Source organism: Actinotignum vesiculae (genome assembly GCF_051267215.1).
Lineage (GTDB): Bacteria > Actinomycetota > Actinomycetes > Actinomycetales > Actinomycetaceae > Actinotignum > Actinotignum schaalii.
This window is the reverse complement of the sequence record NZ_JBOZGG010000003.1, coordinates 43,121-62,460: the sequence shown is the minus strand read 5'-3', so window position 1 is coordinate 62,460 and position 19,340 is coordinate 43,121. Positions and strand designations below refer to the sequence as shown.

General features: G+C 62.3%; 17 protein-coding genes. 12 read left to right on the top strand and 5 right to left on the bottom strand.

Annotated elements, in window-relative coordinates; all coding sequences use genetic code 11:
• Positions 1 to 10: 10 nt before the first annotated feature.
• Positions 11 to 742, top strand: coding sequence for a regulatory protein RecX (locus ACRQHG_RS02580; RefSeq protein ID WP_435719404.1), 732 nt, complete (start codon positions 11 to 13; stop codon positions 740 to 742).
• Positions 739 to 1,653, top strand: a complete 915-nt coding sequence (gene miaA / locus ACRQHG_RS02575) for a tRNA (adenosine(37)-N6)-dimethylallyltransferase MiaA (protein ID WP_435719403.1) — start codon at positions 739 to 741, stop codon at positions 1,651 to 1,653. The genes ACRQHG_RS02580 and miaA overlap by 4 nt, the downstream gene beginning before the upstream one ends.
• Before the next feature lie 67 nt (positions 1,654 to 1,720).
• On the opposite strand, the gene ACRQHG_RS02570 is transcribed toward miaA, so the two are convergent.
• Entirely contained in the window at positions 1,721 to 2,320 is a 600-nt protein-coding gene (locus ACRQHG_RS02570) for a class I SAM-dependent methyltransferase (RefSeq protein ID WP_435719402.1), read from the bottom strand.
• Positions 2,321 to 2,495: 175 nt separating this feature from the next.
• On the opposite strand from ACRQHG_RS02570, the gene hflX reads away from it, so the two are divergent.
• Positions 2,496 to 4,001, top strand: coding sequence for a GTPase HflX (gene hflX / locus ACRQHG_RS02565; protein WP_435719401.1), 1,506 nt, complete (start codon positions 2,496 to 2,498; stop codon positions 3,999 to 4,001).
• On the top strand, positions 3,998 to 5,938 hold the full coding sequence (locus ACRQHG_RS02560; protein WP_435719400.1) for an ATP-dependent DNA helicase: 1,941 nt from the start codon (positions 3,998 to 4,000) through the stop codon (positions 5,936 to 5,938). The genes hflX and ACRQHG_RS02560 overlap by 4 nt, the downstream gene beginning before the upstream one ends.
• Before the next feature lie 157 nt (positions 5,939 to 6,095).
• Here ACRQHG_RS02560 and lexA read toward each other — a convergent pair whose 3' ends face one another.
• Positions 6,096 to 6,803, bottom strand: coding sequence for a transcriptional repressor LexA (gene lexA / locus ACRQHG_RS02555; protein WP_435719399.1), 708 nt, complete (start codon positions 6,801 to 6,803; stop codon positions 6,096 to 6,098).
• A 183-nt stretch (positions 6,804 to 6,986) separates the two neighbouring features.
• Here lexA and ACRQHG_RS02550 point away from each other — a divergent pair, with 183 nt between their 5' ends.
• Together ACRQHG_RS02550 and nrdR are read left to right on the top strand one after the other, a co-directional pair.
• Positions 6,987 to 7,670, top strand: coding sequence for a LysM peptidoglycan-binding domain-containing protein (locus ACRQHG_RS02550; RefSeq protein WP_435719398.1), 684 nt, complete (start codon positions 6,987 to 6,989; stop codon positions 7,668 to 7,670).
• Positions 7,671 to 7,785: 115 nt separating this feature from the next.
• Complete coding sequence (nrdR, locus tag ACRQHG_RS02545; protein ID WP_435719397.1) at positions 7,786 to 8,289, top strand: transcriptional regulator NrdR; 504 nt, start codon at positions 7,786 to 7,788, stop codon at positions 8,287 to 8,289.
• Positions 8,290 to 8,377: 88 nt separating this feature from the next.
• On the opposite strand, the gene ACRQHG_RS02540 is transcribed toward nrdR, so the two are convergent.
• Complete coding sequence (locus tag ACRQHG_RS02540; RefSeq protein WP_435719396.1) at positions 8,378 to 10,480, bottom strand: AMP-binding protein; 2,103 nt, start codon at positions 10,478 to 10,480, stop codon at positions 8,378 to 8,380.
• A 152-nt stretch (positions 10,481 to 10,632) separates the two neighbouring features.
• Positions 10,633 to 12,906, bottom strand: coding sequence for a HelD family protein (locus tag ACRQHG_RS02535; RefSeq protein ID WP_435719395.1), 2,274 nt, complete (start codon positions 12,904 to 12,906; stop codon positions 10,633 to 10,635).
• Between the two features lie 267 nt (positions 12,907 to 13,173).
• On the opposite strand from ACRQHG_RS02535, the gene ACRQHG_RS02530 reads away from it, so the two are divergent.
• On the top strand, positions 13,174 to 14,295 hold the full coding sequence (locus ACRQHG_RS02530) for a PAC2 family protein (RefSeq protein ID WP_435719394.1): 1,122 nt from the start codon (positions 13,174 to 13,176) through the stop codon (positions 14,293 to 14,295).
• Here the strand turns inward: ACRQHG_RS02530 and ACRQHG_RS02525 are convergent.
• A complete protein-coding gene (locus tag ACRQHG_RS02525; protein ID WP_435719001.1) occupies positions 14,292 to 15,110 on the bottom strand; it encodes a spermidine synthase in 819 nt (272 codons plus the stop codon). The genes ACRQHG_RS02530 and ACRQHG_RS02525 overlap by 4 nt on opposite strands.
• 91 nt (positions 15,111 to 15,201) lie before the next feature.
• On the opposite strand from ACRQHG_RS02525, the gene ACRQHG_RS02520 reads away from it, so the two are divergent.
• The 5 genes from ACRQHG_RS02520 to ftsL all read left to right on the top strand — a co-directional run bounded on the left by ACRQHG_RS02520 (position 15,202) and on the right by ftsL (position 19,339).
• Positions 15,202 to 16,563, top strand: coding sequence for a DNA polymerase IV (locus ACRQHG_RS02520; RefSeq protein ID WP_435719393.1), 1,362 nt, complete (start codon positions 15,202 to 15,204; stop codon positions 16,561 to 16,563).
• Between the two features lie 69 nt (positions 16,564 to 16,632).
• On the top strand, positions 16,633 to 17,040 hold the full coding sequence (locus tag ACRQHG_RS02515; protein ID WP_435718999.1) for a DUF3040 domain-containing protein: 408 nt from the start codon (positions 16,633 to 16,635) through the stop codon (positions 17,038 to 17,040).
• Positions 17,041 to 17,422: 382 nt separating this feature from the next.
• Positions 17,423 to 17,854 carry a division/cell wall cluster transcriptional repressor MraZ gene (gene mraZ, locus ACRQHG_RS02510; RefSeq protein WP_087070949.1) on the top strand — a complete coding sequence of 144 codons (432 nt, stop codon included), beginning with the start codon at positions 17,423 to 17,425 and terminating at the stop codon, positions 17,852 to 17,854.
• A gap of 112 nt (positions 17,855 to 17,966) precedes the next feature.
• Entirely contained in the window at positions 17,967 to 18,953 is a 987-nt protein-coding gene (gene rsmH, locus ACRQHG_RS02505; protein ID WP_435718998.1) for a 16S rRNA (cytosine(1402)-N(4))-methyltransferase RsmH, read from the top strand.
• Complete coding sequence (gene ftsL / locus ACRQHG_RS02500; protein ID WP_026428577.1) at positions 18,950 to 19,339, top strand: cell division protein FtsL; 390 nt, start codon at positions 18,950 to 18,952, stop codon at positions 19,337 to 19,339. The genes rsmH and ftsL overlap by 4 nt, the downstream gene beginning before the upstream one ends.
• Position 19,340 lies beyond the last annotated feature (1 nt).

Below are 19,340 nucleotides of genomic sequence, written 5' to 3'. Positions count from 1 at the left end.
GGTGGTCGCGGTGGCACACTACTCGGATACCGATACCGATACCGATACCGATACCGATACCGGCGGCGGTCGATCACGCGGTGCTAGCTACACACGCCGCGGTGGCCGTTCACAACGCGGCGCTAGTAGAGATGGGCGCGGCGCTCGGAGAGGGCCTGACCTCGAGTCCTTGAGTGAAGAAGAACACCTGCACCGGGCTCGGGATATTGTTTATCGCCAGCTCGGGATGATGGATCGTTCTCGCTATCAACTCAGCCAGGCGCTTCACACCCGCCAGGTGCCGGAAGGCGTGGCTGAGCGGGTACTTCACGAATTTGAGGCGGCCGGTTATATTGACGATGCCAAGTTTGCGCGCACGCTGACCGCGGCCCGCCGGCGTGATAAGAACGCCTCCCGGCGTGCTATCGCAGCGGAACTGCGCCGCAAAGGCGTAGGCGCAAGCATTATCGAGGAAGTGCTTGCTGATATTGAACCGGAAGCGGAACTCGATTCGGCGGTGGCGCTTGCTCTCAAGAAGCTACGCAGCGCCTCCGGGAAACCGGAAACGCTCGCCCAACGTACCTACGCCATGCTGGCTCGGCGCGGTTTCACGGCCGAACAATGCGCCCAGGCGCTCCGCCAAGCCCGTGCGGTGCTCCTAGAAGAACGCGCCGCGGAAGAACTTGCCGCGGAAGAACTTGCCGCGGAGCAAACTGATGATGCTCAGTACGGTTACGCGGCAGATGAGGCGGTGGCCGGGTGATTATTGCAGTGGTGGGTCCCACCGCGAGCGGAAAAACATCCGTCTCGCTGGAGTTGGCGGAGCTTCTGGGCGGGCCGCAAAAAGTGGAGATCATCTCCGCCGATGCCATGCAGCTCTACCGCGGCTTGGATATTGGTACCGCCAAGCTTCCGGTTTCCCAGCGGCGCGGAATCCGCCACCATCAGATTGATGAGTTAGATATCGCGGAAGAAGCCTCGGTTGCGGCCTACCAAAAGCATGCCCGGCAGGATCTCGCGGCTATCACCACGGCGGGGAAAATTCCCCTGGTGGTGGGAGGCTCGGGGCTCTATGTATCTGCGCTTCTTGATGAATTGCAGTTCCCTGGAACCGATCCCAGGTTGCGAGCCGCGATCACGGAGGAATCCCGCCGTGATTATCCCCGGCTCCTGCGGGAGCTAGAGGAACGCGATCCGCAGGCATATGCCACCATCGATACGCGTAATGAACGCCGCGTCATTCGCGCCCTGGAAGTTATTCGACTGACGGGAAAGCCCTACACCCCGCGTTTCCCGCGCCATACCTCCCACTACCAGGATGTGCATATCTTCGCGATCCATGGGGAATTAGCCGATCTTCACGCCGCGATTAACGAGCGGGTTGATGAAATGATGCGGGAGGGGCTCCTGGAAGAAACCGCCGGCTTGCTACGCTGCGGCTTGCGGGAAGCCCCCACCGCATCACGGGCAACCGGCTACCCCCAAGCCATGGCCATCCTGGACGGCACCCTTAGCCTCGCTGAAGGAACCGAAGAGATCCGTATCGCCACCCGAAAGCTCGCGCGCCGGCAACGCTCGTGGTTCCGGGCCGATCCCCGCATCACCTGGCTGGACGCAGGTACGGACACGCCAGCCCAGCTAGCCGCGCAGATCCTCACGAAACTCACCCGGTGAGTCCGCGGAACGGCGCTGCGGTTACCGAAGGAGCGTTTCTGTCAGTATCGAGTTAGCTCCCGTGTTACTACCGGCGTACGTACAAGACCCGGAATCCTTTAGAGGAACCGATCTTCTCGCACTGATACCCCTCGTTTACCAGCCAGGAAGCAAGGGAATCAGCACCCAGATTCTTCTGCACAACCAGATACGCTTCCCCGTCCTCACTCAGACGGCCCAACCACGTGGTGAGCAGCTCATGCAGGGCAGCTTTCCCGATACGGATAGGAGGATTTGACCACAGCAACCGAATCGACTTCTCACCCAAGCGTTCCAGAGCCGCATCCGGAGCCAACACCTCGCCTCGCAAGCCATTCGCTTCAAGATTGACGCGGGTCAATTCGCGCGCCCGATCATTCACGTCTACCGCGATAACCTGAGGTGCCTCGGCGGCCAAAGCCAAGGTGATCGGCCCCCAGCCACACCCGAGATCGACCGCGATATCGCCCGGATCCAGCTCCGGCTCGGGCACTTTTCGTAAGAGCACCGCGGTGCCTTTATCGAGGCCACCGCCGGAAAAGACGCCGTCGTCGACCGTAACGGAATAGTCCCGTCCGCGGATTGTAACCTCGAGCGTGCGCGCATTACTCGCGGTATCCGGATGCTCTGAAAAGTAGTGCGAAGTCATAACACCAGCTTAAAGGAGCGCACAGCGGCGCGGAAACTGTCGCGCAAACTTTCGTGAAAACCACCGTGGAAACCGTCTCGAAGAATCCCACGTACATACCCGAAGCACGCGCGCCACTTCCCGGTAGGAAACTCCGGCACAACGTGAGAAAATAAAAGCGAATACAAAGGAGAACGTGGCCATTAGCAACGAAGTACATGAACACAACCACCACGTCGGTGATGTCGATATCTCCACCCGCCGCGGCACGGTACTCCAAGCCGATAGTGCCTGGCAGGCCAATACCGATAGCATCCACCGTGACCACACCGGCCTCCAAGAAGTGGAAGGCCTAGCGCGCGGTATCGAACGCGAACAAGGCATCGATGTTGAATATCGCCAGGTTCGCCTCGAACGGGTCATCCTCGTGGGAGTCTTTTCTGAGGATCGCCCCCGCGCCGAAGAATCCTTGCGTGAGCTCGCCGCACTGGCGGATACCGCAGGCTCAACGGTACTGGCCGGAGTGATCCAGCGTCGCGCGCTACCTGATCGCGCCACCTACCTGGGCGCCGGCAAGGCTCGCGAACTCGCCGCTATGGTCGAAGCCCAGGAAGCCGATACTGTCATCGTCGATACTGAGCTCGCGCCCTCCCAGCGGCGTGCCCTCGAAGATATCGTCAATGTCAAAGTGATTGACCGCACCGCGCTCATCCTCGATATTTTTGCGCGGCATGCCCAATCGAAAGAGGGTAAAGCCCAGGTTGAGTTCGCTCAGCTCGAATATCTCCTCCCGCGCCTGCGCGGGTGGGGTGAATCGATGTCGCGGCAGGCCGGTGGGCAGGTGGCTGGCGGCGCCGGCATCGGGTCGCGCGGCCCGGGTGAAACTCAGCTCGAATTGGATCGACGTCGCATCCGCCAACGCATGGCCAAACTCCGCCGCGATATCAAAAAGATGGCACCGGCCCGCTCCACCCGGCGTGCCGAACGGCGCCGTACCGGGATTCCCTCGGTGGTGGTGGTTGGCTATACCAATGCCGGGAAATCCTCGCTGCTCAACCGGCTCACGGGCGCCAATGTTCTGGTGGAAAACGCGCTTTTTGCTACGCTTGACCCGACGGTCCGCAAAGCCCTCACTCCGGAAGGCCGTGAATTCACTCTCTCGGATACCGTGGGATTTGTGCGCAATCTTCCTACTCAGCTGGTTGAAGCTTTCCGCTCCACCCTTGAGGAAGTGGACGGGGCGGATGTTCTCCTCCACGTCGTTGATGCCTCCAACGCTGATCCGGTTGCCCAGGTCACCGCCGTGCACGAGGTGCTCGCGGATGTGCCCGGGGCCCGCGATATCCCGGAAATTATTGTGCTCTCCAAAGCCGATATTGCTGATCCGGTGGATCTAACCGCGCTGCGTTCGCGCTACCCGTCCGCTATCGCGGTGTCTTCCCACACCGGAGCGGGTATCGATGAGCTCCTGGCGCGCATCGAAGAAGAACTGCCTCACCCGAATATTGAAATAGATGCGGTCATTCCCTTTGAGCGCGGCGATCTTGTTTCACGGATCTTGGAAGAGGGGGAACTCTTGGAGGAACTTGAGTATCTGCCCACCGGAACTCGTATCCACGCGCGGGTGCGAGCAAATATCGCAGGCCAGATTGAGGACCGCTGGGGTGCCCAAACAGATATGCCCACCGGGACGCGGGCATGAGGAAAGAACTAACCGAGATCCTCGAGCTGGTGGTCGCGGATCTCGGGGGAGCGGTCCGCGAGGGGCAGAATCGCATGGTCGAGGAGACCGCCACCGCACTCGAGGACTCCTCCCACCTGCTGATTCAGGCCGGGACGGGCACCGGGAAATCTATCGGCTACCTGGTCCCGCTCATGGAATGGTCGGTGCGCACCGGCCAGCGCGCTGTTGTTTCCACCGCCACCCTCGCCTTGCAGCGCCAAATCGTGGGGCAGGACGCACCGCGAGTGGCACGGGCCGTCAGCGCCGTGACCGGCCACGAACCGCATATTGCCCTGCTTAAAGGCTGGAATAATTACGTATGTTTACGTAAAGTCCACGGCGGCTACCCCGAAGACGATGCCCTGGTCAGCCGCGCCGAAGGGGAATACGGCGCGAGCGCAACCGGCGAAGAAGTGATGCGCTTGCGCGAATGGGCCGCAGAAACCGAGACCGGGGACCGCGATGATCTTGTTCCCGGGGTCTCGGAGCGGGCGTGGCGCCAAGTTTCTTTGAGTAAACCCGAATGCGTGGGCGTGAAGTGCCCGCTGCGCGAGGTGTGTTTCCCGGTGCGCGCCCGCACCGAGGCCGCCGAGGCGGATATCGTTATCACGAACCACGCGATGTTGGGCGTGCATAGCTCGGGCACTCCGGTGCTCCCGGACGTGGATGCTTTTGTTGTGGACGAAGCCCATGACCTGGCTGACCGGGTCACCAGCCAACTCACATTCGCGCTCTCCCACGGCGAAATCACGGGATTGGCGCGCCTGCTGCGCCGCGAAAAAATCTTGGCAGATGGGATCGAACGGGCCCGTAACGGCGTCGTCGATATTCTTGATGAGCTGGAGGAAGGGCGCCTCACGTCTCTTCCGGCGCCCCTGCAGGACGCTCTTATGTTGCTGCTGCGTGAATTGCAGCTGGTGGAGAACGACGTCGCAGCTCTGCCTGGTAGTACCGAATCTGATGCCGCAACGAAAGCGGTAGTGCGCCACCGGCTTTCTACCTGCGTCGATATGGTGAGCGCGATGGTCAGTGACGAGGTGGCGAACGGCTCCCTCGTCGTGTGGGTATCCCGCGACCTGGAGGGACGGTCGAGTTTGTGCGCGGCGCCGCTCGACGTGTCCGCGCCGCTGGCGGATACCCTTTTCGAGGCGCGCCCCGCGATCCTCACCTCCGCAACGCTCGCTATTGGCGGGCGTTTTGACCTGGCCGCTCGGCAGATTGGTTTTTCGTATCCGAGTCAGGGACCGTGGCTGGGAATCGACGTCGGCTCTCCTTTTACCTACCACCAGCAGGGCATTCTCTATATTGCGCGCCACCTGCCCGTGCCGGGAAAGGACGGGTACGGGCAGGAAACGCTGCGCGAACTCGTGGAGTTGATTGAGGCTTCCCGGGGCGGGGCGCTGTGCCTTTTCACTTCCCGCAAGGCAGCGAATGAGGCCGCGGCTTTCGCTCGTGATCACCTTGACCTGCCGATTTTCGTGCAGGGCGAAGACCAGTTGCCCACGCTTGTTAAGGATTTCGCGGCGGATCCGCATGCCTCGCTTTTTGGCACGCTTTCGCTGTGGCAGGGCGTGGATGTGCCCGGCTTGACGTGCCGTCTGGTGACTATTGATCGGATTCCCTTCCCGCGACCCAATGACGCATTGGTGCAGGCACGTTCGCGACGAGCTAACGAGCGTGGATTTAACGGCTTCATGGATGTTTCTGCCGCGCATGCTGCTTTGCTGCTGGCGCAGGGAGCCGGGCGCCTTATCCGCAGCGAGGGCGATCGGGGCGTGGTGGCGATTCTGGATCCGCGGCTTGTGACGGCGCGTTACGGCGGATTCTTGCGTGCCTCCCTTCCGCGTATGTGGGGTACGGTTGACGGCGCCGTGGTGCGTGCGGCCCTGGGCCGGCTTGCGGAACAGCTGGGGTAACGGGAAGTAGTACGACGACGCAGCCTCGTGGCGGGAGGCTGACCTGCCACGAGTGTGGGCTTGGCAGTGACTGGGCCCGGGGGCCGCGGCATGGGGCCTCAGCCCGAAGGTAGCTCCGGGCTAGGACTTAGCTGAAGCTGGCTGAACCAGAGGATGCTTAGAGGGTGCGCAGTACCATGACGACACGGCCGAGCACTTCGCTATCATCTGCGGGGATAGGGGAGTAGGCGGGGTTGCACGGGAGTAGCGTGACGTGGCCATCGCGGCGTTGGAGGACTTTGACCGTGGCTTCGCCATCGATCATGGCGGCAACAATTTCCCCGTTTTCCGCAGTGGGCTGGCGGCGCACTACCACCCAATCTCCATCGCAAATCGCGGCATCAATCATTGATTCGCCCTGCACCTTGAGCGTGAAAAGCTCGCCCGTTCCGGTCAATTGGCGCGGGAGCGGGAAAACATCTTCAATAAGCTCTTCAGCCAGAATCGGAGCCCCCGCCGCGATCTTCCCAACGACGGGAACATTGATTGCCTCGCTAATATCAACCGGCACATCGGATTCCAGGCTGCTCTGAGCGGGTTCACCCACGGGGAACAGGGTGCTTTCCCACGCCGAATCGCTACGAGAACTACGGGCATGGGCGACCCCTGCTTCCGTGAGTTCAATCATGCGCGGCCGGCGCGGGTTACGGGAGATATAGCCCTTTTCTTCCAGTGCATCGAGCTGGTATTTCACCGAGGAAGGGGACGACATTCCTACTTCCTCACCAATTTCCCGCACCGTTGGGGGGACGCGGTGGGTGACGATCCCGTTAATAACAGCGTCCAGTATCTCTGCCTGGCGAGCTGTGAGCTGAGGACGATCCATATGCACTCCCGAGAGTTCGTGCCGATTTTTATGTCGTAAGGGCGGGTTTGAATAGTTCTATGAGGGCAAGGCCCAGAACGTTACCGAAGCGAACGGAATCGAACGAACGTTCTAGACAAACCCTCACTGTCGTACTAGTCTAACATACAGATGTTCGGCGAACGAATGTTCGAGGAGTGGAAAATGAGTGTCGCATACCAGGAGATTCCGCGGGAAACTAGCCGTGCCCACACTAGCCGGCGGCACCCGAAACTGCGGGTGGTGGCTGAGCGCCCGGCTGCTGTACACCGTGAGCTGCGCGGCGAAGAAGTGCACTACGGGAATGATTGTGGGGATGCCCGCGGGGATGCCCGCGGAAGTGTCCGCGGGGGAGCTTCAGTCACCGCGCTGCGAGTGGCGCAGGCGCGTCGGCGCTGGAATACTCCGGCCCTGGGCGCGGTGCGCCGTCCAGTTACTTTCGCTCCACAGCCGGTTGCCCGGCCAGCCGCTCAACGCACAGGGGCGGTGGCGTCATCGCTCGCCCTAGGGGTCGAACGATCCGCTAGTCACGTGCCGGTGCCAGCGGCAGCTCGTTCGCGTACCACTCCGGCTTCGCTGGATGCCATCGTTCGCATGGGGGTGCGGGTGGCGCTGACCATCGCTGTCACTCTTCTGCTGGCTAGCTTTGCCATGATCGTAGGCACCACTTTCCTGGAAACGGGAATGGCCACGGTAACGGTGCAAGGCGGGGATACTCTGGCCAGCATTGCTGCCAGCATCCCGGGCGTTCCGGATATTTCCACCGGCGTGGCGGATATCGTGAACCTCAACGGACTCGCTTCTCATGACCTGGTTCCCGGCCAAGTGCTTGAGATTCCAGGCTATTAGTCCCGAGCTACAAGGCTGTGCGTGGGCGGCACGGTCGCTGCGGATAGTGCCACGGGTAGCACTAGCGGGTCCGTCATAGTTATGCGGTTGGCGTATTATAGCTGAGACATTTAGAATGATTAATGTGCATTGCCCATTTTGTCGCAACCCTGATTCACGGGTGATTGATTCTCGTACCGCTGATGACGGTCTGTCCATTCGACGTCGTCGTGAATGCCCGAACTGCCACCGGCGCTTCTCCACGCTGGAAACAGCCAGCCTCGTGGTCGTCAAACGCTCGGGTGCTACCGAACCCTTCTCGCGTCAGAAAATCATCAGCGGGGTGAGGAAAGCCTGCCAGGGGCGCCCGGTTACCGAAGACCAACTTGCGCTGCTCGGAGCCCAAGTGGAAGAAAAAGTCCGCTCCTCGGGAAGCTCGCAGATCGATGCGCATGATATTGGTCTTGCCATTCTCGAACCGCTCAAGGCTCTTGACCTGGTCGCGTACCTGCGTTTCGCCTCGGTCTACTCGAATTACGATTCCATTGACGACTTCGAGCGAGCCATCGCAGATCTACGCCAAGATCCGGATGTCCCAGTTGCATCCGAATCGCCGGATTTCTCGAAACCCCAATCCTGAGGGTTCCACGCGCCTGAGGGTTCCACGCGCAAAGAGCTGTGCCAGGGCCGGGTGTTTCCGGTGGCCCCGGATGCTCCGGTGGCCGGGGCTACGCGGTTTCTTCGGACTTGGCGCGGCCTTCCTGATCGGTCGTGTCGTCTCCAGTGGTACCCTTGTCTTCCGCTGCGGGTGGGACGGATCGTGTAGCACCAGCAACCAGGTCGTGACTGGAACGCACCACCCAGGTGGCGAAAGACTCCAGCGTGGCTCCCGCGGAGCGCACAAAAGCTGCAATAGTTTCGCCACTGGGGGCCGTTTTATCAACCCACTGGCGTACCACATCGCCACTTTCCGCAGCGGACTTCGTGACGCTGGATGCCCAGCTTTGAATCTGATCAACAGTCAGGTTATAGGTGGTCTCCAACCCGGCCAAGACCCGCTCGAAAGTCTCACGGGTCATATCACTCACCGCGGCAGTAGCACTACCCGCAACTGCACCGGCTTTCTTCACCCATACGCCGGTTTTCAGCTCGAAAGTATCCAGCTGTTCGCGCACCGAGCGGCGCATCACCTTCCCCAACTGAGACGTGGGAAGCGCATCAAAAAGAGCGATGGAGGAGGGCATCGCGTAATGGGCGAGCTTACCCTCCGCCCAGCGGCGCACCGTCGCCAAATCAACCGTTGATCCCGGCTCTAAAACAAGAGCCGCTACCACAGACTCGCCACGCTCAGCGGCGGGAATCCCCACAACAGCAACATCGCGCACCTCCGGCATCCCGCGCAGAACCTCCTCCACCTCGGAAGGATAAATATTGAAGCCGGAAGAATTAATCATTTCCTTTGCGCGATCCGCCATAACAACGAAAGGCCCATCCCAGCGCCCCAGGTCACCAGTGCGCAGCCAATCCTCGAACATCGCCTGCGCGGTTTCCTCCGGCTCACCCAGATACCCAGCGAACACCTGCGGGCCGCGCACCAAAATCTCACCCACATCCTCGGCGTCCTCCGCCAAATTATCGGGATTGGCGATACGCACCTCGGTGCCGGGGAACGGAACACCCAAGGTGGACGGGCGCCGATCTTGACTCATCGGAGACCCGGAAACCACCGGAGAAGATTCCGTCATCCCGTATCCCTCAATGAGGAAGCCCCCGGTGCGTTCCTCCCAGCGGCGCGCCACCTCATCCGGCAGCGCCATTGCTCCAGACACCCCGAAACGAATCGAGGACAGATCAATAGTTTCCCCGGCCGCTTCCCGCTTCTCCACCTCGGCAAGAATGCGGGAAAACATGGGAGTCACCCCGGGCAGCACCGTAATCGGCCGGCGCTTCTGAGCGGCCAAGAGAGACGGAATATCGAAATTCGGCAAGAAAATAGCGGTAGCCGCCAGATCCAGGGCGCACATCATCATGAGAGTGAAACCGAAGGCATGGAAGAGGGGAAGCACCCCCGCGATTACCTCGTGATGATCAGCCTCAAAAGGCACCCAAGCAATAATCTGCTTACGATTAGATACCAAATTCCGGTGGGTGAGCATAACAGCCTTCGGCTTTCCCGTTGTACCCCCGGTAAACATATAGAGAGCGACGTCGTCCGCCTGCGGTTTACGGAACGTTGCAAGATCCATCGGGGCCGCCTTCCGCCACTCCCGATCAAAAGAAGCCACATGAGGGGGAACCTCCCCGCGCAAACGAGCGCGCTGGGTGCGGGCCTGGGCCACCGGAAGCTTGAGAAGCATCCGCGACGTCAGTGGCAAATCACGGGAAAGATCAACCGCGAAGTAGTGGCGCGGGTCATCAGCGGCCGGCGCCATCGTGGCAATGGTTTTCTCCCACGCGATAACAACCCGCGCATCAACCATCGCGATCTGGCGGTGCAATTCCGGTTGCGGGGCCAGCGGATTCATCTCTGCCACGGTTGCCCCCGTCAAGATCGCTCCCCACAGGGCATACATATGTTGCGGGCAATTCGGCAAAGCCAGAGCAACGGTATCCCCGCGCTGCACCCCTAAATTACGTAGCAGCGTAGCAACCTTGCGGGCACGCTCAACAAGTTCGCGATAACTAGTCGTCGCACCGAGGAAATCCAAGGCCACCCGATCGGGGTACCGGTCAGCAGCGCGCAGGAGCGACTCTTCTAAAGTCTCCTCATCCACCGTGATATCGGAAGGTACCCACTCCGGGTAAATATCCAGCCAAGGTTTCACGGTCATTCCTACTCCTTCACCTACCCGAACGGCAGCCTCACAGCATTGACTAATCAATCATAGTGGTAACAATTGGGAACTGCGGCCCACGTCCGCCGAGCCTACGCCCTACGAACCACGCCCTACGAACCTACGCTCACCGGCGCTCCACGGTGCAGCTAGACTCCTGTATCCGCCGCGCTCGCGGTGAGCCCGGCCGGGAGTTCTCCTTCGGAAACCACAGAGAGAAGCTGGGTGGGGCGCGTCATCGCCACGTAAATATTGCCCGGCCCTTCGGCTAAAATCTCAGCAGGTTCGAGCAACACAACAGCGTCAAATTCCAAGCCCTTGGACTGAACCGCCGTGAGAACCTGGATACGCGCCGTGACATCGCGCCCCGTCACATCCACAGTCCATTCGGCCAGCTCCGGAGCCGCGCCGATAGCCGCCGCCACTTGCGCTAGCCGAGCTTCCGGCACGATAACCCCGAGGGTACCGGCTTGCCCGTAGCGGGTGTCCAAGCGCTGGCACACCTGCGCCGTCGCCGCAATAGCGCCCGCCACAAGAGTTCCCGGCGCGCAACGTTCAGCGATCTCCACGGCGCCACCCTCGGTACGCGCCGCACGCACGGGACGCACCTTCACCCCGGCGGCGCGCTGCACCGCACCGGCAGTATCCAAAATAACGGCCGGTGTTCGGTAGGAAACCGTGAGTTCTTCCACTCGCACCCGATCAGCCAGGCGGCCCAGCAGCCCTTCCCAGCCGGCGCGCGGGGAACCATCGGGGCGCTGGTCCAGGTCACCGACCACCGTCATGGAACGCGAGGGATTGCGCCGAATGAGCATCTCCCACTGCATGGGGGAGAGCTCCTGCGCCTCATCAACCACCACGTGCCCGTAAGTCCAGGTCCGATCCGCGGCGGCCCGCTCGGCCAGCGAAGTCCCGTCCCCGCGCCCGCCCATGCGTTCGGCCAGCAGCTCCGCGCTCACGATCCCGCCGCCCACGCCCAGGGCCTCCATCGTTTCCCCGGCGTAGCTGAGCCGATTGCGCTCGGCCGCATCGCGAGCCGCCCGCGCGTGGCGCTCCGCGTCGGTGGCAAAAGGCCCGAGGACCTCAGCGAATTCATCAATGAGGGCAATATCCGCGATAGTAATACCGTGCCCGGCCGGGCGCGCGAGCGCAGCCCGCTCGGCAGCGCTCAGCTCGGAGGCTACCTCGGCGAGGAGATGCGGCTTGGTGAGCAGGCGCTCGAGCAGCGCCACCGCGGAGGACGGCATCCAACGCAAATTAATCTCACGGCGCGCGTCAATACTCTCCGCCACGTCCGCAATAATCCACGGATTTTCCGAAAGCTCAACGTCCTGACCCTCGGCCACCTGGCGGGCCAACACATCCACGAGGTATTTCGCGTAGGTATCGCGGGCCTCATTATGGCGCTTACCGGTACGGCGAGCCCGCCGCTGCGCATTCTCCACATCCTGCGGGGTCAAACGCACATCAACCCCGCTGATGCGCATGCGTACGGGGCGGAGGAGCGGACGCTCCAGGAGGGTGCGCACCGCCCGCGGGGCAATGGTGCGCCACACCAGGCGCCCTTTGATCTCCGCGGCTGGGGCAGTGTCGACGGCGCTGACCGTCACGCCGGGCACCAGCCCGGCGAGCGTCGTCGACACCACATCTGATTCGCCCAGCGAAGGCAACACCTGGTCGATATAGCGCAAAAAGACCGGCGAGGGGCCCACAATGAGCACGCCGGAACGCGCCAGGCGCTCGCGGTGGGTGTAGAGAAGATAGGCCGCGCGGTGGAGGGCCACCGCCGTTTTCCCGGTACCCGGCCCGCCCTGGACCACGAGCACATTATTGGAATCAGCGCGAATAATACGGTCCTGTTCGGCCTGAATCGTCGCGACGATATCGTTCATTTTCCCGTCGCGCGCCGCATTCATTGCCGCCATGAGCGCGCCCTCACCCGTCAAATTGAGATCCGAGGATGCCTGCGACGAATCGAGAAGTTCATCTTCCACGCCGGTCACGGTGCGCAGACGCGTCTGAATATGGCGCCGGCGCCGCACCTTCCCTGGATGGGCCGCGGTGGCCCGATAAAACGGTTCGGATTGCGGGGCCCGCCAATCTAGAAGCAGGATGTCCCCGGCCTCGTCTTTCAAGCCGATACGCCCGATATGATCTGTTTCCCCCTCGCGGGTATCGAGTCGCCCAAGAACCAAGCGGTTTTCCACGCGCCGCAATCGGGTGAGATTATCTTCGTAATGGGTGGCGAAGGAATCGCGCTCGGTCATTTCACCGGCGCTTTCCTGACCGCTCTGACTGCGAACCGCGGCCAGGCGCTGGGCGTAAGCCTCGCGCTGGCGGTCAAGGGCACGGTACGCAGTGTCCACGAAAAGCTGTTCTTCCCGTATCGCGTCCTCGCGCGCACTGTGAGGATCGTTAACCACGAGCGGCTCCTCCTGATGACCGAAAATTATCGGGTGGCGTCCTGCAAAAAAGTAACAATCAATTATTACGGAAAACACCGGGGCGCGCTATAGTGCGGTGACGGGAACGACAGTGATCAGCCGGTGGCGAATACCGGAACCGTGTGTGCTTGCGTCTCGTTGTAGAGATTGCCGTTATGGAGGTACGACGGCGCCCAGGGTACTCGGCCAGACCGGTAGTCTAGGCTGGAGGGGAAGCTAGCGAGCTGGAGAGGGAGGAGGATCACGGTGAACTATTTCGTTTACCCCTGCGAGGGGAAACATGAAGATTCCTGGGCGAACGGGGAGCATTTCGAGAGCGTCGTCGTTCATCTCACCGATCCCATCAATGACATCGGTTCGGTTTCCGAACTTATTGCCTCCCAGCTCTACACCCTGGATCTCAGCCCGGTGGCCGATATTAATGTGGATGGGCTGGTTGATTACCGGGCGCAGCGCCCGCGGGTGCACTACCTCAACGGTGCTCTGGAAGATATTGCTATCCCCGCGCTCGGGCTCTTCCACGCCAAGGATATTGAAGGTACCTCGTTTTTGCTCCTGCTCGGTACCGAACCTGATTTTTGCTGGCAGGGTCTTAATTCGGAGCTCATGGCGGTATTCGCGCAACTGGGGGTGAAACGGCTTTACCGGGCGGGATCGGTTGCCGGTGCGCTGCCCCATACCCGCCAGCCGGATATGCTCATCCGCACGCGCAATGCCGATCCGGTGGCTCCCGCCCTGGAAGCCGATGTGTGGTACCCGGCTTCATTCTCTGATTTTTTGGAATACAGCCTTGGGCAAATGGGCGTGGCGACGTTCTCGGTGACGGTGCGGGTGCCCATGTATATCGCGGGGCACCATTACGCGGCCGGGGCGGCTAGCGCGCTGTCCATGCTCGCGAAAACGGCCGGACTGAGCTTGCCACTGGGAGATCTGGAGGCCAGTGCCGCTGAAGAATCCGAGCAGCTCGCCCAACTCACCGAGCAGAATGAGCAGCTCGCGGAGATCGTGGCGGCCCTGGAACACGAATATGATCGCGCGGAAGGGCACCCCGGGCTTATCCAGGCCCCGCAGCATACCCTCACTGTTCCCAGCGCTGATGAAATTGGGCGGGCCGCGGAAAGTTTCCTCGCCCGAGTGGATGCCTCGATGGTCAAGCGTAAGGAGCACGCGGATAACGAGCAGGCGCAGCTGACGGAACGCCTGGAAAATATGCGGGCCGCCTGGCAGCACGCCAGTAGCGGGCACCAGCCCGGCACCGAGGCGCATACCGGAGGCGAAGCTCAAGCCGGAGCCGAGGGGGATGCCCACGGTGAGGACGGCGGGGGAGAGGCGCCGCAGCGCCCGCGCGGCCGGCACGCCGCGGATTAGGTATTCGGGGGTACGTAGCCGATATCGGCATCGCTCTCGAGGATCGCGCCGCGGGCTCGGCGGCGTAAATCCGCCCGCCCCACCATGCGCGCCGGGAGCGGGAGCCGGCGCACCAGCCTCTCGATCTGCGCGAAAGCAAATTCCCGCTGCGAGGCAGCCAGCACAATATTGCCGAAACGGCGCCCGCGCAGCACTGCCGGATCCATAATCGCCAGCACGTGCTCGAAATGCTCGAGGAGAGCCCGTGACTCATTCGCGAAGCGGGTCAGGCCGGTGGAGGCCACCGAGTTGAGGAGATACACGCCCTCCGGTTGCAAAACCTGGGCGACCCGCGCAGCGGCGTCGCCGGTACGTAAATGGGACGGGACGTCGCGGTCAGCGAAAGCATCCCGCACCACCACATCCCACCGTGCCGCCGTGGTATCCAAGGTGACGCGCGCATCCTGCACCCGGATACGCAAACGCGGGGACGGGGGCAGATCGAACCATTCACGCACGTAGGTGGCGAGTTTGCCGTCAATTTCCGCAGCGAGCTGGCGCGAGCCGGGGCGGGCGGCATCCAGGGCGCGCGGGAAAGCACATCCGGCCGCACCCAGGTGGAGCACGCGCAGCGGCTCGCGCTTGGGGTACATGGCCTCGAGAATGCACCTAAACTGTTGCATATACTCGAATTCCAGATACGTGGGATCGTCAAGGTCCAGGGCGGAAGATTCCACCCCGTCCAGGTAGAGCGTCACGAGGGAGGGGCGATCCGAGCGCCGATCCAGTTCGGCGAGGGCATAATCAGTTCGCACGGGTTCTGTAGGCACACTCACAGTTCCAGCCTAATGGAGAGCGCGCCTTCGCGAGGAGAACTCAGGAAACGAAACCGCGCGCAAAAATGGAGCGAGAGGGAACGGAGGGCTCATGTCACGTGCACCGCGATCACGCGCCGCCCGCCATTCCTGGGGCGATGACGATTCGGGCACCCCCATCCTCCATATTGATATGGATGCCTTTTTCGTTTCCGTGGAGCTCCTCGATCACCCGGAGCTGCGCGGGCGCCCCGTCGCGGTGGGCGGCCAGGAACGGGGCGTCGTGGCGGCGGCATCCTACGAGGCGCGCGCCTTCGGGGTGAATTCTGCGATGCCGGTGGGGCAGGCGCGGCGGCGTTGCCCGAATCTCATTATGCTCACTCCGCGCCTGGGGCTCTATCGGAATGTTTCAGAGAAAATCATGGCGATTTTGCGGGAGGTCACCCCGCTGGTGGAGCAGCTCTCCGTGGACGAAGCTTTTCTGGACGTCGGGGGAGCGCGCCGGCTTTTCGGCTCACCTGTACAAATCGGCCAGCAGCTGCGTGCCCGTATCCGCGCCGAGGTTGGGGTGCCGGCCTCCGTGGGGATCGCCGCGACCAAACACGTAGCTAAAATTGCCTCCGCGCACGCCAAGCCGGATGGGCTTCTCCTCATTCCCGCCGCGGCTACCCTCGAGTTTTTGCATGACTTACCGGCCGGAGCGCTCTGGGGTGTGGGCGGGCGCACCGAAGAACGGCTGCGTTTGCACGGGATCGAAACGGTGGGCGACGTCGCAGCTGCCGGCCCGGACCAGCTCCGCCGCCTCCTGGGCACCGCTGCCGGAGATCACCTCTTCCAGCTGGCCAGCGGCGTCGACCCGCGCCCCGTCACCCCGAGCCGCGAGGAAAAATCCATCGGACGCGAAGAAACCTTTTTCGACCCCCTGGCTGACCGGGAGGAATTGCACCGTATTCTACTTTTCCAGGCGCATGACACCGCCACTCGGCTGCGTGCAAAAGGCCTGGTGGGGCGCACCGTCGCCATCAAAGTGCGCTTCCCGGATTTCACCACTATCACCCGCTCGGTAACGCTACCGCAAGCCACCCAGGTTGCCGCCGAGATCTACGAACGCGCCCGCGAGCTTCTGGACGGTGTGGAGATCACCGCCGCCGGTTTGCGGCTCCTGGGCTTGCGTGTGGAGAACCTGAGCGAGCAAGGCGGCTACCAGCAGCTCGCTTTCGATGATGATCCGCGCCGCGGGGAAGCTGAGAACGCCATGGATGCGGTGCGCTCGCGCTTCGGGGCCGGGGCGCTCGGCCCGGCAAGTCTCTTGCAGTCGCCGGGGACGGTGCGCGACGGCGGGGCTGAACGTGCCGGAACGGTGCGCGGCGGCGGGGCTGAACGTGCCGGAACGGAGCACGACGGCGGGGCTGGCGCGGTGCCGGGAAGCTCCGCACCGGGCGGACACACGGGGCACCGGGACGGTGTATCGTGACACAACATATCGTGACGCTGACGCGCCGCGCACGGTAGACTGGCAGCAGTACATTAACAAGGAGGCACAGTGGCCCTATCGGACTACGAGAAGAAGATGCTCGCGGAGCTGGAAGCGCAGCTCACCAACGAGGATCCCAGCTTCGCACGTAATATGAAGCCCGCTGCGCCGGAAGTGGAAGCCATCAGTCGGCAACTGTCCGTGCGCAATCTCGTACTGGGGATTCTCGGGCTGGTCGCGGGCATCGCCATTCTTATCGGCGGAATTTCCACACCGAAAATGTGGTGGCTCGGTTTGCTCGGCGTCATTATCATGTTCGCCTCGGTGTGGTACGCGCTCGCGGGCGTGCACACGGAGAAAGTGGCGGTGCCTGCCGGCGGTGGCGGGGCGCCAACGTCGTCCGCGCCGGGCGGCGTATCGTCCTTTATGCGGCGCCAGCAAGAAATCTGGGAAAAGCGCCGCCGCGGCGAACACTAAAAACTGCGGTAGCGCCGGCCCGGTCGGCCGGTAACTCAAACTCAGCACCCATAACGGTGGGAGGATATCGATCCTCTCACCGTTTTTCTTTTTCTTTTTAGATACGACGGCGCCGCCGGGCAGGGGCGCGCCAGGCCATCCACGGTGCTCCACGAAGCGAGCCAACCGCCCCGCGCCCGCCAGACTCCACCGCTCTGGCGCCCCACACCACGGATTACCCGCCACTGATCTCCCCACCACACTCCACTAACCCTCCACTCGCTTTTCCGTGTTCTGGCGCGCTTTTCTAGGAATCACTAGCGCGACATACCCCTGCCGTGGCAAACTGGTGGAGGAAAGTGGAGTAAAGTGGAGGCAAGCGCCACGAGAGGGGGTGCGGTAGATGTTCCTCGGCACGTATGAGCCCAAATTGGACGACAAAGGCCGAATCATCCTGCCCGCCAAATTTCGTGATCAGCTCCAGGGCGGGCTGGTGATGACGCGCGGTCAGGAACACTGCATCTACGTTTTCCCGCTCGCGGATTTTGTGGAATTGCAGCAGACCCTGGCTAAAGCCCCCTTGACGTCCAAAGAGGCGCGGTCGTATACCCGCGTGCTGCTCTCCGGCGCCGTGGATGACATCCCTGATAAGCAGGGGCGAATCACCATCCCGGCAATGCTGCGCAGCTACGCGAGCCTGGATCGCAACCTCGCGGTTATCGGCACGGGCAACCGGGTCGAAATCTGGGATAGCGCCGCGTGGGCGGCCTACCTGGAGGATCAAGAATCGGCTTTCGCCGATAGGGAGGAAGAGGTCATTCCCGGCCTCTTCTAGGAATCGCGTGATCGCGGTGGCGGTCTTTCGCGAGAGCTCTGAGGCACTTCCCCAGCTTCAGATCGCTCGCGGGGGATCACTATCGCGGGCGCCGCAATGAGAAGGGCACAGGATGGAGACAGCACGCACCCCGGACGCGCCGCGTGCCGCTGGGAACGCGCTGCATGCCCCGGTGCTCGTGGACATCTGCATCGAGCTCCTCGCTCCCGCCTTCCAGGTTCCCGCTCCGGTCCTCGTTGACTGCACCCTCGGGATGGGCGGGCACACCGAAGCTTTCCTCGAGCGTTTCGAGAACCTCACCGTCATCGGAATCGACCGCGACCCGGCCGCCATCGCCTTGGCGGGGGAGCGCCTGGCCCGTTTCGGGCAGCGGTTCCGCCCCGTCCAAACCACGTACGACGACGTGGCCGCGGCAGCGGGTAATCGCCCCGTGGATGGAATCCTCATGGATTTGGGAGTGTCCTCCCTGCAATTGGATGAAACCGAGCGCGGGTTCTCCTACTCCCATGACGCTCCGCTCGATATGCGTATGAATGCCCAGGTCGGGCGCACCGCCGCGGATATCCTCGCGGGCGCATCGGTGCGGGAACTCACCCGGATTCTGCGCGAGTACGGAGAGGAAAAATTCGCCCACCGTATTGCCACCGCCGTTGTGGAACGGCGCGCCAGTGCCCCGCTCACCCGTACCGGCGAACTGGTGGAGATCGTGCGCTCCTCGATTCCCGCCCCGGCACGGCGCACCGGCGGGAATCCCGCCAAGCGCACCTTCCAAGCACTACGCATCGCGGTCAATGACGAACTTGGAACGCTCGAACGAGCCTTGCCGGCAGCCCTCGCCACGTTGCGAGTGGGTGGGCGCATCGTCGTCGAAGCGTACCAGTCCCTCGAGGACCGCTTGGTGAAACGGGCTTTCGCTGCCGGTGCTACCTCCCGGGCGCCCAAGGGTTTGCCCGTTGAACTTGAAGAACATAAACCTTGGCTGGAGCTCCTCACCCGAGGAGCTATCCAAGCCAATGAAGAAGAAATTACCCGCAATTCTCGTTCCGCCTCTGTTCGCTTACGCGCGGCCGAGAAAATCCGCCCCGGAGGTCAGCTATGAGCGCACAGCCCCACGTTGTTGCAGCGCCGCGTACCCGTCCCGTCATCTCGGGGCGACCCGAGCTGACACTCATCCCCACTCCGGCGGCGCACCGTGGTTTCCTCGGCACCGTGATCATCTGCCTGGCGCTCTTCTTCGGCGCGTTTGCCACAGTTTTCGCGCTTAATACGCGTATGGTAGGCACGGCGTACGAAATCCGCTCCGTCAAGCAGGAGTTGGCGGTCGCGCAATCGGTGGAGTCCACCCTCACGGATGAAGTGGTGGGGGCCTCCACTCCGCAAGGCCTCAAGGAACGCGCGCAGGCCCTCGGCCTCGTCCCCGCCACGGACGTTCAGCATATGGACCTGGGGTCCGCTACAATTCTTGCTCCGATTCCGGGGGAGTGAC